The 13824-nt window shown below is 56.9% G+C and carries 10 protein-coding genes; 2 read left to right on the forward strand and 8 right to left on the reverse strand.

Annotation, left to right across the window (positions count from 1 at the left end; all coding sequences use genetic code 11):
* The first annotated feature begins 211 nt into the window (after positions 1-211).
* Positions 212-1120 carry a HipA domain-containing protein gene (locus OZX73_RS08430; protein WP_277149354.1) on the forward strand — a complete coding sequence of 303 codons (909 nt, stop codon included), beginning with the start codon at positions 212-214 and terminating at the stop codon, positions 1118-1120.
* A 117-nt stretch (positions 1121-1237) separates the two neighbouring features.
* On the opposite strand, the gene OZX73_RS08435 is transcribed toward OZX73_RS08430, so the two are convergent.
* Both OZX73_RS08435 and rsmI read right to left on the reverse strand, forming a co-directional pair.
* Positions 1238-2947, reverse strand: a complete 1710-nt coding sequence (locus OZX73_RS08435; protein WP_277149355.1) for a hypothetical protein — start codon at positions 2945-2947, stop codon at positions 1238-1240.
* Between the two features lie 413 nt (positions 2948-3360).
* A complete protein-coding gene (rsmI, locus tag OZX73_RS08440; protein ID WP_277149357.1) occupies positions 3361-4401 on the reverse strand; it encodes a 16S rRNA (cytidine(1402)-2'-O)-methyltransferase in 1041 nt (346 codons plus the stop codon).
* 275 nt (positions 4402-4676) lie between these two features.
* Between rsmI and OZX73_RS08445 the strand changes: the two genes are divergently transcribed.
* Complete coding sequence (locus tag OZX73_RS08445; protein ID WP_277149360.1) at positions 4677-5501, forward strand: alpha/beta hydrolase; 825 nt, start codon at positions 4677-4679, stop codon at positions 5499-5501.
* Between the two features lie 129 nt (positions 5502-5630).
* Here OZX73_RS08445 and OZX73_RS08450 read toward each other — a convergent pair whose 3' ends face one another.
* The 6 genes from OZX73_RS08450 to OZX73_RS08475 all read right to left on the reverse strand — a co-directional run bounded on the left by OZX73_RS08450 (position 5631) and on the right by OZX73_RS08475 (position 13812).
* Positions 5631-6668, reverse strand: coding sequence for a LacI family DNA-binding transcriptional regulator (locus OZX73_RS08450; protein WP_277149362.1), 1038 nt, complete (start codon positions 6666-6668; stop codon positions 5631-5633).
* A 171-nt stretch (positions 6669-6839) separates the two neighbouring features.
* Complete coding sequence (locus OZX73_RS08455) at positions 6840-9140, reverse strand: glycosyl hydrolase family 65 protein (RefSeq protein ID WP_277149364.1); 2301 nt, start codon at positions 9138-9140, stop codon at positions 6840-6842.
* A 137-nt stretch (positions 9141-9277) separates the two neighbouring features.
* Positions 9278-10180 carry a carbohydrate ABC transporter permease gene (locus OZX73_RS08460; RefSeq protein WP_277149367.1) on the reverse strand — a complete coding sequence of 301 codons (903 nt, stop codon included), beginning with the start codon at positions 10178-10180 and terminating at the stop codon, positions 9278-9280.
* Positions 10177-11160: a sugar ABC transporter permease gene (locus OZX73_RS08465; protein WP_277149369.1), complete on the reverse strand. Its 984-nt coding sequence runs from the start codon at positions 11158-11160 to the stop codon at positions 10177-10179. Before OZX73_RS08465 ends, OZX73_RS08460 begins: the two co-directional genes overlap by 4 nt.
* 223 nt (positions 11161-11383) lie before the next feature.
* Positions 11384-12763, reverse strand: coding sequence for an ABC transporter substrate-binding protein (locus tag OZX73_RS08470; protein ID WP_277149371.1), 1380 nt, complete (start codon positions 12761-12763; stop codon positions 11384-11386).
* Between the two features lie 200 nt (positions 12764-12963).
* Entirely contained in the window at positions 12964-13812 is an 849-nt protein-coding gene (locus OZX73_RS08475) for a histidine phosphatase family protein (protein WP_277149373.1), read from the reverse strand.
* Positions 13813-13824: the final 12 nt, after the last annotated feature.

A 13824-nucleotide genomic window follows, 5' to 3' on the forward strand; every position in this document is an offset into this window, starting at 1 on the left:
CAATTTTACCATAGGAAAATTCCTCATTTCTGCCAGTTTTTATTAGGGAAAATCAAGCTATTTCCAACACTTTTGTCATAGATAAGAATATTAATTCTGCCAGTTTTTCAAGTTCCACAGATGATCAAAACTCAATTTTCCGGATCAATATATCTGTCGGGCTACACTGAGAATTGGATCAAGACGTTACACCACGCAAACGGAGGCACACATGCTGAAACTGGTGAACTTTGAACCGTGCCCCGATTCCGGACGGTTCTACGGAGGCGACGCGGGACGCAAGGTCGGCGTAAGCTGGAATGGCGACAACTGGATGCTTAAGTTCCCTGGCCCCACCAAGGAACTGGCCGGCTCTGTGCCGTCTTACACTTCAGCCCCGCTCTCCGAATTCCTAGGTTCGCAGATATACGCAATGCATGGCATCGACGTGCATGAGACGAGGCTTGGCATCCGCGAGGGAAAGCTGGTCTGCGCCTGCAAGGATTTCGAAGCGGGACACGGCAGACTTGTCGAATTCCGCGAGCTCAAGAACTCCATGTCGGACGATGAGACCGGATTCTCCGGCAGCCCTTCCGACGGGCGCAACGTCGTGTTGGCCGACGTGCGGGCCACCATCTACCGACACCCTTGGCTCAACCGGATTCCCGGCGTCATCGAACGGTTCTGGGATATGTTCATCATCGATTCGTTCATCCGCAACGTCGACCGCAACAATACCAATTGGGGGATCCTCATCGATGGCGAGACCACGCGGTTGGCACCCGTCTATGACAACGGCAGTTCACTTTACAACAAACGCACGCCGAAGCAGATTCGTGAACATTTACACGACTCCGACCTACTTCGACGTGATGTGCTGGACGTCCGTTCCTGCTACCTTGACGACCGCGGACACCACATCGCTCCCCTGAAATATATCGCTTCCAGGCAAGACGAAGAATGCAACAAGGCACTGGCACGATTCGTGGAAAGCTATGACCAGTCCCGACTCGACGCTCTTTTTGACAGCCTGCCAAACGAATACGCCGGCGTGCACGTGGCCGACAACGAATACCGCGAATATCACAAGCGCATCCTGACCCAGCGCTACGAACAGATGCTGCTACCGGTGTACCAGTAAGCGCCGTAGGAGCAATCAGGTTTCCTAGTGCGAAACAGGCTGACGGATCGGCGTCGGCCGTAAAACACAACCATTTCAAACTGGTCGCTTTGGTAAGGCGAGTCAGCAGCCGACAGCTTACACTTCGTCTTTTCCTTTCGTGGTCCTTTTCTTCTGATTCTTTTGTTTCAAGGTTCGCGTCCATACTTTGAACCGCCAAGGTATCGTTTTCATCCTTTCCCACCACAGCTTTGTCGGCTTCACCGTTTCTCGAGCATTCCACACCATGACGATGTATGTGAATGTGATGAAAGTGCTCATGGCAGACAGGAAATTCCTAAGCGCAGTCACTCCGACATCGGACGTAGACATCATTATCTCGACTACAGTCGATATGGACGAGAGATCTGCAGAATCGCTGTTCTCATCATAATTAAGTTGCAATAACGTTTGTATCAGTTGCCCTTGGGAGACGTCCCTAGCCGAAGAAGGCTCTAGAACATATTGACTTATCAATGCTGCCAGATCAGGCAAACGACCAACTAATTTCGAGTACTCATCGTAGAACAGCACAACTATCACTACACAGAAAACAACTCCTGCGAGTTGGTATGGGAACGAGTCTGCGACCCATTTCAAATCTTGATGTCGACAACTGTCGTATTCGGCGAAACATAACAGCACAAATTCCACAAGCGCTGCTACCTCAAGAGGAATCATAATCAGACAAACATCCAGATGTGTATATAGTCTCTGATCCACAAACAACTCGCCAAGCATAGTAAGCAGCAACGAATACACAGCCATGCAGAAACCACTCCAAAAAAGCTTAGCCCTATATACCCTATTGTGTCCAGACTCCGACACAACATTCAGAAGCGGAACAAGAAGAATTGCCAAAGCCATAGGTAAAATAACCCACCTTAAACCCAAATCCGTCTTGAGCGCCAACCACAGTCCCCAGCAGCCGAAACCCACAACACCAACGGACAACGACAGCGGAAAGGAACCGCCGTAGACAAGACGACGCCAGAGGCTTCCCGGATTCCTCAGCTCCTCATACTTCAGTGGAACATCAATTGAACACAAAAGAAAGCAAAAAAGAACAGCAAGAAACCAGAGAACAAGAACAAGAACACACCATTCCAACACTTTGACAGCGCCGGAATGCCACGCATCCAATGATATCGTGCAGACCAATGCCCCACAAAGCATGACGCAAGAAGGACCGTTCCGCCCACCCCATGATGGAAAAAGGGTTTGATATTGCATTCCCGATACACGAGGAGATGAATTTTCGCGATCGGCATCGTCTGCCCCTGGATTATATCTCAGTGCATCATATTGCCACCTTGTAGCCCATAAATCCAGAAGATTCGCAAGTATCAGAAAACCAACGGCGACTGCGGCACAGATATAACAAATCTCATGAGCCGACATGCCCCAAGCAGAGCCTCCAAGAAACACACAATGTATAAAAAAACCAAAAACGCTAAGGGGAATAGCCGCTAAAGCCAAAACCATCCTAGAACACGGATCTGCAAAAACAGCATAAAGCCTGTATAACCAAAACGCTTCCACCCCGGTGACAGCAACAATCAGAAGCCCACCAAGGCCGTACAATTCTTGCGTTTGCCACTCGACACCAGGATGATGGACGAAGAGAAACCAGAAGCATATCTCCTGAGCAGCTGAGAATAGAGCGGCAACGAGCGCCGCTATCTTGCGCCGTTTCTCATGTTTCTCATTCAGCACACGAAACGATACTCTTTGCTGGTAAAAGTTTTTCCAGCATGGTTTCCGCGCCAAAGAGATGATCATTTTATCAAGACAAGTGTGATATGCCACTTTGTGCCTACCTGACATTTTTGCGCGCGTCCAATCGTAGAATCGGCAAAATTATTTATTACCGATTGTATGTTATACATGCACGTTGTCCGAAGCGCCTCCGCATATCGCAACAGCAGCCAAGAGTACATTCAGCTCCCAATCGCCAAAATGTACGACAAAGACAAAAATACACGACTTACTTCATATCGTTTTCGAAAGGTGTCTCAGCCTTTGCAACCAGCTGGTCGACATGTCTCCATGCGGGTATAAACACCATCTTCAGCAAATTTTCCAATCACAGCAGTGCTCACAACAAACCTAGCATATTCAGTCAATCGACAGGTTAAACATCAATTGCACACTGCGCACCATCGAGCAGGGAAACATGCATCCTTCACCAAATCAGCAATGTCTGCTGCGCTTCGACACACTTACTTCAGCTTCAACGTGGCGGCGTAGACGGCCTTGCGGTTGGGGAGGGAGCCGTCGGGGAGAGGGTGAGCCTTGACCACCTCGGCGATGGCGTCCTTGATACGCTCGTTGGTTTTGCTGGCACGTTCGACGGCGAGCGCGGCCAAATCATCGATGCTCAGCACACTCGCCGTGGCTTCGCCGGCCTTGAGCGCCTCGTCCTCGCTGGCGCCGGCGATGACCAGCACGATTTCGCCGCGCGGCGGGTCGTTGATGACGGACTGATGGATTTCGCCGATGGTTCCGCGACGAATCTGCTCATAGTCCTTGGTCAGCTCGCGGCACAAGGCCATCGAGCGGTCTGGGCCGAACATTTCCAGCAGATCGCCCATCGTCTCGGCGATTCGGTGCAACGTTTCGTAGAAAACGATGGTGCGCCGCTCCCCCAGCAGAGAGCGGAAACGCTGAATGCGTTCGTTGTGCTTGCGCGGCACAAAACCCTCATAGCAGAAACGGTCGGTGGGCAGGCCGGAAAGCGCGAGCGCGTCGAGCACGGCGGACGGGCCGGGAGCGCAGGTCACCGGCAAGTCGCGCTCGATGGCACGACGGACGATGGCCACACCCGGGTCGTTGACTGTGGGCATGCCCGCGTCCGAGACCACCAATACCGTCGCCCCGCGCTCGACCTCGTCCAACAGGCCGTCGGCCTTCGCACGCTCGTTGTGGTCATGGTTGGCGACGACGCGCCCGCCAACATGCACGCCGAGCCGGTTGGCCAAATCGTAAAGCCGCCGCGTATCCTCCGCCGCGACGATGTCCGCGCGCTCGAGCAACGCCTTGAGCCTGGCCGAGGCATCACCCATATTGCCAATCGGCGTGGCAGCCAACACCACCGTCCCTCGCGGAACCTCGATCATCACACCGTCTTCCACGACTCCCCGTTCATGGGTTTCGTCTTCCGCCAAGTCACGTCCACCGCCACCATTTTCATGAACATTACGCTCATCAATCACGTTTTCTTGCATGTCGCGTTCCCCGGCTTCGTTTTCCGCAGCTTCCATATCGCTTGTTCCCATACTCCAAGTATCCATCACCACAATGACGCAGATAGTTTCGCAGAATCACGGAACTTCCCGACTTTAGTGCTTCTAACCGGTTATCCCGCCCTGTGTGACACGGGCTTGGCGGACAAAAGCGGTAGTGACCGGCTAGAGCAAAAAGATTATCCGCAGTGAACACCGTCGGGCAACCTTCTTAGAATCCGGAAGTAGGTATCGGCGTTGAGAATCGTATACATAAGACGACAAGCACCGCCGAATACGAAAAGGGGCATTAAATGCAATACATTACTAAAACCATCAAAGGCATCGACGGGAGCACCGCCACGCTCACCGGCTACATCATCGACAATTCGCCCGAGATCGACCCGAATCGTCGCCGTCCGGCGGTGCTCATCTTCCCTGGCGGCGGGTTCAACAAGGTGACCGACCGTGAGGCCGAACCCATCGCGATGATGGCCGTGGGCGCGGGCGTGCAGGCGTTCGTGCTGCGCTATTCCATCGCGCCCTCGCGCTACCCGGTGCAGATGCTCGAAGGTGCCGAGGCCATGAAGATCATCCGCGAGAACGCCGAAGCCTGGCACATCAATCCCGAAGCCGTCACCGTCATCGGCTTCTCCTGCGGTGGCCAGCTCGCAGCCTCGATGGCGACCACCACCGGCGACGACGTGATGCGCGAAAACGGCTACGACCCGGACGAGGTGCGCGCCAACGGCCTTGCACTGGGCTATTCGGTGCTCACCGCCGGCAAATACACGCACGCGGGCACAGTCGACAAGCTGCTCGGCGAGAAGAAAACCGATCAGAAGATGCTCGATGAAATCTCCTGCGAGAAGCACGTGGACGCCAAGACACCGACCACCTTCATCTGGCAGACCGTCACCGACGCGGTGGTGCCGGTACAGAACTCGCTGCTCTTCATCAACGCCTGCGTCGACGCCGGCGTGCCCGTCGAAGCGCACATCTTCCCGCACGGCCCGCACAGCCTCTCGCTGGACACCGCTGAGACGGCCGCGGCCGGCAACACCGCGCAGATCGAGCCGAGCGCCCAGGTCTGGCCGAGCCTCTGGGCCGCGTGGATCAAGCGCAACTTCGTCAAGTAGTAATGATCGAATCCCGGCCTTGCCGGTTTACTTCATCATTGCGTCAGGAACCCGCCAAACTCCCAACGGTTTGGCGGGTTCCTGTATAAATCTGCGAAAAACAAACGCAAACAGCAAGCGTAAACAGCGCTATCGCCTGTGACGCCACCTGCGCATGACATGCCCGGAGGAGCTTCGAACCACCAAATTGGTGTCGAACACCTCTTTATGCACCTCGTCGTCCCCGTTGATGGCTTGCAGCAGCAGCTCAATGACCCGCCTGCTTTCCTGGCGGACGGGCTGTTCAACGCTCGTCAGCCCGAACGCGAACGCCAGATCATTGCCATCGATGCCGACCACTGAAACCTGCCGCCCCGGCTCGATCCTGCGGTTGCGCAACGCCTGTATGGCGCCCATCGCCATCTCGTCGGACGAGGCGACGATGGCGGTGACATCGGGCCTGCGGTTAAGCAGCACGTTGGTCGCCGCGAACCCGTTATGCGCGGTCATGATGTCTGAGGGGGAATCAAGGCTGTCGCTGTATTCCAGGCCATGGTCGCGCAACGCGTTGCGCCAGGCGTCGCGGCGACGTTGGGTGGGGGCGTTCGGGCACTTGTCGTTGGTCATTCCTGAAAGGTGGCCGATGACCTTGTGGCCCAGGCCGATCAGATGCTCGCACGCCTTGGTCATGGCCAGCTCATCGTCGATGCCCACGCAGGAAAACCCCGGCTGGTCCACCGACAGAAACGCCGCGGGCACGTTCAGCGAGCGCAGAAGCTCGACCTCGTGCTCGTCGAAGAACAGGGAGAGCACCACCACGGCGTCGACCTTGCTGCGCAGGACCTCCGGATCGAAGGTCTTCCTGCCGACATCGTAATAATCCGGCAAGGTATACACCAGCGCGTCGTAATCATGCTCGCGCAACGTCAGCTCAGCGGCCTCGATGGCGTTAGCGAAGAACCAACGGGAGGCATCCGGAAGCACCAGTCCCACCGTATGCATGGAACCGCTCGCCAAGGACGCGGCGCTGTGCGAGGGGGTGTACCCCAGCTCGGCGGCCACTTGAAGGACGTGGGCGCGCGTGGATTTCCCGACACCAGGCAGGCCGCGGATGGCACGAGAGACGGTGGCCGTGGAGACATGCGCCTGCGAAGCCACCTCCTCGATCCTGACCTTTTTCGTACCCATCCTGACACCTCTGCAACATTGCCTATATAAAGAATAACAAGTATTCTTTACCATTCATTCCGTAATTCATCGAATGAATGTGATTACACCAATATAACCAATTATAGTGATGCAAGCCAATTTGCAAGTGGGTTTACCGGGAAGGGTGAACAAGCCGGCCGAAAGAACGGGTCAGATCTCGCGCGATTCCCCGTCCACGATGAGCGTGACGGGGCCGCCGGAAAGACGTTGGATATCGACTCCGTCATGGCTCACCGTGACCTTGAGACGCGATCCGCGCACCAGGATCTGATAGGTGAGGCTCCGCCATTGCTCAGGCAGACGCGGGTTCATCGAGATCTCGTCGCCTCCGGAATCGCGCAGGCCGCCAAAGCCCGCCACCACAGACATCCAGACCCCGCCGGCCGACGCCAGATGGATACCGTCGGTGGTGTTGCTGTGCAGGTTGGCGACATCAGCGTAAAGCGATTCAAGGAAGTATTTCATCGCCAGCTCGCCATGGCCGACCTCGGCGGCGATGATGCACTGCGAAGCCGCGGAAAGCGAGGAATCCCCGGTGGTCAGCGGATCGTAGAAGTCGAAATCGCGCCGCTTGGAATCCAAGTCGAAGCTCGAGGAGAGCATGTAGAGCGCCAGGACGGTGTCCACCTGCTTCAGGACGCGACGGCGGTAGATCACCAACGGATGGTAATGCAAGAGCAGCGGGCGTTCGGTGTCGTGCTCGAAATCCCAAGGCTCGCGACGCATGATGTCGTCGTCCTGGAGGTGGATGTTGAGCTTCTCGTCGTACGGCAGCTTCATCCTGTCGGCGGCCTCGCGCCAATGCGCGGGCTCGTCGAGTTTTAGCTCCAAGCGGCTCACCGCGGCCTCACGGTCCTCGTTGTTCAGCTGTTCCAAGGCGTCCGCGGCCTTGCGCAGGTTGAATTGCGCCATGACGTTGGTGTAGTAATTGTCATCCACCATCGCGGTGTATTCGTCCGGCCCGGTCACGGTGTTGATGTGGAAGGTGCCGTCACGGCCTATGTAGCCGATGCTCGCCCACATCCTCGCCGTCTCGACCAGGATGTCGATGCCCTGCGTGGCCATGAACTCATGGTCGCCGGTCAGGGAAACGTATTGGTAGACGGCGTAGGCGATGTCCGAATCGATATGATACTGCGCGGTGCCCGCCTCGAAGAAGGCCGAGGCCTCCTCGCCGTTGATGGTGCGCCACGGGAACAGCGCCCCGTCCACGCTCATCATCCTGGCGCGTTTGCGCGCGGCCGGCAGCATACGGTACCGGTAGGAGAGGATGTCGCGGGCCCGCTCCGGGTTCGTGTAGATCAGGAACGGGACGATGAACGTCTCGGTGTCCCAGAAATAATGGCCGGAATAGCCGGTGCCGCTCAATCCCTTGGCCGAGACTCCGTTGGTAACGGTCGCGGTGGCTTGGGCCAGTTGGAACAGCTCCCAATGCATCACCTGCTGGAGGCGGCCATCGCCGCCGTCATCGATGAGCACGTCGGTCTTGTCCCAGAAATCGCTGAGCCATTGGCGCTGCTGCTCCGCGATCGACTCATAGCCCAGGTTCACGGCCCAGTTGAGCGTCTGGGAGCATTTATTGATCAGCGAGGAGGAATTCCGCTCGCCGTCGATGGCGACCTGGAGTCCTCTATCGATTCCGATGGGATTGATCGGATAAGAATTATAGGAAGTGAAGCGCTCCACGCGCTTTTCGCCGCCGTCGGGCACCTCGACGTCGAAGACCTCGTGGATCATCTGGCCGTCAAGCTGCTGGCAGAAGCCCACGGCCATGGTGAGCTCGGAATGCAGGCAGTGGAAGGCGCCGAAGCTCTCGTCGGCGACGCCACGGGAGATGGCGTCGACCTCGAGTTTGCGCAGGCCGCCGTCGGCGATCATGTCAGCCTTGCGCGGATCGACGTCACGCGAGACGATCGGGTGGTCGGTGTTCATCTTGCCTTCGACGTGCACCTTGAGGGTGCGCCCGTGCGCGCGCAACGTGGTCACCGTGGCCATCAGGTCGGCACGGAACAGGCAGACCATGGTGACGATATCGACGTCGAGGCTCGCCCCGTCGCCTATCTCATAGGTGTAGGAGCGGGTGGAGGTGCCCGCCTTGAAATCAACGCTCTGCGAGATCTCCACCGGATCGGCGAGTTCCTTGCCGTCGATCGAGAACTTGAAATCCACGGTGTCGGGAACGCCTTGGATGACCTGCCCGACGCGCGCGAAACCGTAAGCCTCCTCGGCATGGCGGATGGAGAACGTCTCGTGGAAACCGCTCAGGAACGTTCCCGAACCCAGGTTTCGCGGGCCGTTCGCCTCGCCGCGCACGCCAATGGTGCCATTCGACAGCGAGAACAACGTGGCGGACTCGGAATCGGGATAACCATATTCACTGAATTTCCACGGGTCGATGGGATAACGCCTGCTATCCAGCGGATCGTGCGCCAAATCCTTCTGTAATTTCAAGTCACCGAGCAACGGTTTTACCTCTCTAAAATTCTGTTGTCCGCCGGTCTGACGATACGACTTGCCTTTCCGACGGACAACAGCACATACATTAACGATGTTCCGCCCACGTGCCAGACGCGCGGGCGGCCGGCCGATTAACCCTTCACCGCGCCAGCGAGCATACCACGGACGAAGTAGCGCTGCAGGAACAGGAACACCAGCACCGGCACGATCATGGCGATGAACGCGCCAGGAGCGAGGAGGTACCAGGCCGAGCCACGCGAGCCGACCATATCGGAAAGCCGTGCGGTCAATGGGGCTGTCGCGGGCGTGTTGCCGGCGAAGGCCAAGGCCACCAGCAGATCGTTCCAGACCCAGAGGAACTGGAAGATGGCGAACGAGGCCACGGCGGGGACCATGAGCGGCAGCACGATCTTCAGGAAGACCTGCACGTCGCCGGCGCCGTCGACCTTCGCGGCCTCGACGAGCTCACGAGGTATGTCGCACATGAAGTTGTGGAGCATGAAGATCGCCAGCGGCAGGCCGAAGATGGTGTGGCACAGCCACAGCACCCAGAAGGTGTTGTTGATGCCCCACTTGACGTATTGGGTCAGCAGCGGGATCATCGTCACCTGCACGGGCACGACCTGCAACGCGAAGACGATTACGAAGAGGATGTTCTTGCCCGGGAAATCGCACCATGCGAACGCGTAGGCGGCCAACAGGGCCAGCGTAATCGGGATGAGCACGCCGGGGATGGTGATGACGAACGAGTTGATCAGGTAGCTGCCCAGGTTGTAGCCGCTGCCGAGAACGGTCTTGTAGTTGGCCAGGCCGAAGTCCGACCAGTTCTTCGGCAGCAGGCTCGTCCACCAACCGGAGGTGGAGATGGCCATGCGGTTCTGCCGGAAGCTGGTGACCAAAAGGCCGACCGTAGGAATCGTCCACAGGGCGGCGATGATGATGGAGATCGCGGTCGCCCAAGGCGAGGACAGCTTGTTCTTGGTACGAATCAACGCCTTTTCGCGACGTGTCAGCTTTTTCTTTTTCTCACTCATCGTACGTCCTGCGACTTTCTCAACTGGAAGATATTGAACACGACCACGGGGATGACGATGATGAACATCAAGACCGCCAGGGCCGCGCCGAGGCCGGTGTTCTGGTTCTGGAACGACTGGGTATAGAACTCGTTGGCGATGACGGAGGTGTCATAGTTGCCGGCGGTCATCGTTCGCACGATATCGAAGGACTTCAGACCCGCCATGGCGACCGTGGTGACGACCACGACGATCGAGGGGCGGATCATGGGGATGGTCAGGTAGATGAACTGCTGCCATCCGTTGAGGCCGTCAAGCCTGGAAGCCTCCACGAGGTCTTCCGGAATGCCTTTGATCGCGGTGGAAAGCACCGTCATCGCGTAGCCCGCCTCGATCCAGATCATCACGAAGATGAGAAGGAAGGTGTTGAGCGGGGCGTTCATCAGCCATTGCGGGGCCGTGACCGTGTGTCCGAAAAGCTTGGCGACCCACACATAGACCGCCGAAAGCAGGCCGACGCGCTGGTCGTAGACGAACTTCCAGATGATGGAGGCGCCCACCATCGAGATGGCCATAGGCAGGAAGATCAGCATCTTCGCGAACTTCTCGTAACGCGTGCGATCGACGAGGACCGCGTAGACCAGGCCGACGATCGTCGACACCAGCGGGACCAGGATGGTCCACAGGACCGTGTTGAGCAGAACCCGCAGGAAATCAGGGTTCGTGAAAATCTGTACGTAATTGGCCCATCCCACGCCTTGCGTGCCGTCGCGACCGTAGAACGAGTTCCTGAACGTCACGATGCTCGGATAAATCAGGCCAAAGCAAATAAGCGCCAAACTCGGCAGCAGGAAAAGCAGTGCCACCCCCCATGATGGCATGCGCTTGGGCAGATTGGTGATGAACAGCACCACCGCCACTACAACGACGAACAACAATATGGCGAACAACATCGCCACTATTTTCTGGACACCCGATTCCGGGTGCAGCAATATATCCATGACACCGCCTCCATGCGGTCGATTCATCGGGGCTGCCGCGGACGCTTGACGGCGGACTTCCGCCATGCGAATTGAATACAAGCAACGTTAACGATTGCGATTGTCTGTCTTACAAACAAGCAACCCGATATAGATACGTTTTACATTTTGATGCGACCATGAATCGTGATCCGACGCCTTTGGCGGGTGCCGGATCACGAACAATCATGGCTTTATGCCGACTTTACTTATCCTTCGGCCAAGTCGCTTCGATCTGATCCAGGGTGTCCTTCTCAGACTTGTTCTGAGCGAAGTACTCGGTCATCTTCTTCCAGAAGCTGCCCGAACCGACTTCGGCGGGCATCATGTCGGAAGCATCGAAACGGAACTCGGTCTTCGGGTTGGTCAGCGTGTCGTAGGACAGCTTGTCAAGCTTGGAGCCGAGGAGCTTCTCGTCCATGCCCTTGTTCGGATAGACCCAGCCGCCAAGCTTCTTGGCGCGCTGATTGGCCCAATCCGGAGAGGAGAGGTAGGTCAGCAAAGCCTTGACCTCAGGACGATCGGAGAACGCGAAGGCGAAGTCGCCGCCACCGAGCATCGGGGCGCTGTCCTTGGTCTTGCCAGGCATCGGGAAGACCCAGGCGTCACCGTCCGGATCAATCTTGATGTTCGGGTTCGTGGACTTGAAGTTGGTCTGATAGAACGGCGCCATGTGCATCATGTAGCCAGTGCCATCAAGAAGCGGGTTGCCGGCGTCCTGCCAAGCCGTGGAGGCGATGGACTGCGAATCACCGAAACCACCGTTGACATAGTCGTTGTTCTTCAGGATCTTGCCGATCTCCTGGAAGGCGGACAGGATCTTCGGATCGTTGAACGGAATCTCGTGGTCGACCCACTTGTTGTAGGTGTCAACGTCGGTGAAACGAATCACGGCGTCCTCGAGCCAATCCGTGGCGGGCCAACCGGTGTCGGAACCGCCCTCGATGCCGACCGACCAGGGCTTGGTCTTGGTGCCCTTGTTGTCCGCGGCGATCTTCTTGGTGAGATCCATCATCTCATCCCAGGTCTCCGGGACCTTATAGCCCTTCTCCTTGAACTTCTTGGGAGAATACCAGATGAAGGACTTGGTGGAAGCATCGATGGCGACGCCGTAAAGCTTGCCGTCAACCGAGCCGTATTCCTTCCAATCCTTGGAATAGTACTTGTCGATGTTCTTGGCGACCGTATCGGGAACAGCCTTGACCTTGCCGGTCTTCACCATGCTCTTGAGCATGCCGGGCTGGGCGACGACGGCGATATCCGGAGCGGAACCGGACTTCACACGCACAGGAAGCTGCGTGGACTCATCACGAGAGCCCTCGAACTTGACGGTCGCGCCGGTGCACTGGCGGAATTGGTCGAACGACTTGTCGGTCGCATTGCCCTCATCGTCGATCCATGCGGTGTACATGGTGACGGTCTTGCCACTCAGATTGCCGTATTGCTTATACGCCTTGCAAGCGGCGCTGTTCGAAGCCGAATTGCTCGACGAGCTCGACGACGAGCCGCCACAAGCGGCCATTCCCGACAGCATGGCAAGGCTTGCCACCGCTGCGAGAGCTTTCTTTCCATTACTAATTTTCACTTCTCTACCTCCTTGTAACCAGTTCGGACGCCATTTAGCATCTTCACAGGTACAATAGTAAGCGCTTACTTTTTAAAACGCAAGCGCTCGCGATTTTTCTTTTATATCCGATATCCTCATTCTTGAAAATTTCTCGACAGGCCTATGCTGTCATATTTTCACGGACATCAGAAACCCAATGATGAGAATCCTAGAAGAGTCTACTCAGCCTTGGCTTTTCCGGCGTTGAAGTAGTCCATGGATCCGATTGGACCAGCCAGCGCGAACTTACCATTCTTGTAAGTGAGCTTGGTGACCGCGTCGTTGCCCATTCCGGCACCGGTGTACTCGGGGAACTTCTGCGCCAGCAGGAAGAAGTTGATGGCGGAGCCGGAGCTGACGACGAGCACATTGCCGCCGCCGTTCTTCATTTCCTTCTTGCCGATCGAGGTCAGGACATCGGTCATGCGCTTCTCGATGGCCTCAGCGCTTTCCGCACGCAATTCAGCGGGCAGATCAGTGCCCAGCTTGTTGGCCTTGTCGAGCTGGTAATAGCCGTTCTGCTGCACGACCGCGGCGTTGATGCCGTTCTTGGCGACCAGATCGTCATGGTCCTTGTAGCCGTAGTAGGCGGCGATGTCAACATCGTTCTGCGCGGCGTCCTGACGGCCCTCATAGCTGCCGAAATTGCACTCGCGCAACCTCCAGTCCTGCTTGAGCTGGATCGACTTGTTGCCGGAATACTTCAGCGCGCCCTCGGCGGTCTTCTCCTGGCGGGTCAGATCACCGGAATAAGCGGCCTTGAACTTGGTGCCCTTGAGTCCCAAGCCCAGATACTTGGCCCCATCGAGGCCTTGTTGCGTCAACGTCCAATCGCTCCATCCCTGCGAGCGATGCATCACGTTGGAAGCGGTCTGGCCATGACGGGCCAGATAAATCGTCACGGTTCCGTTGGCCTTGGGAGCTTCAGCGGTCTTGGCCGACGAGTCGTTGCCGCAAGCGGCCAACCCGGCCAGCATGGCAACGCCAGAGACCATCGCAATGGCCTTTGTGATGAAACTTTTTTTCACGGTTTACCTCCT

This window comes from Bifidobacterium sp. ESL0775 (genome assembly GCF_029395475.1).
Lineage (GTDB): Bacteria > Actinomycetota > Actinomycetes > Actinomycetales > Bifidobacteriaceae > Bifidobacterium.

Coding starts and splice junctions, on each gene's coding strand:
- OZX73_RS08430 (WP_277149354.1), top strand. CDS start 212: ATGCTGAAACTGGTGAACTTTGAACCGTGCCCCGATTCCGGACGGTTC.
- rsmI (WP_277149357.1), bottom strand. CDS start 4,401: ATGGAAGCTGCGGAAAACGAAGCCGGGGAACGCGACATGCAAGAAAAC.
- OZX73_RS08445 (WP_277149360.1), top strand. CDS start 4,677: ATGCAATACATTACTAAAACCATCAAAGGCATCGACGGGAGCACCGCC.
- OZX73_RS08450 (WP_277149362.1), bottom strand. CDS start 6,668: ATGGGTACGAAAAAGGTCAGGATCGAGGAGGTGGCTTCGCAGGCGCAT.
- OZX73_RS08460 (WP_277149367.1), bottom strand. CDS start 10,180: ATGAGTGAGAAAAAGAAAAAGCTGACACGTCGCGAAAAGGCGTTGATT.
- OZX73_RS08465 (WP_277149369.1), bottom strand. CDS start 11,160: ATGGATATATTGCTGCACCCGGAATCGGGTGTCCAGAAAATAGTGGCG.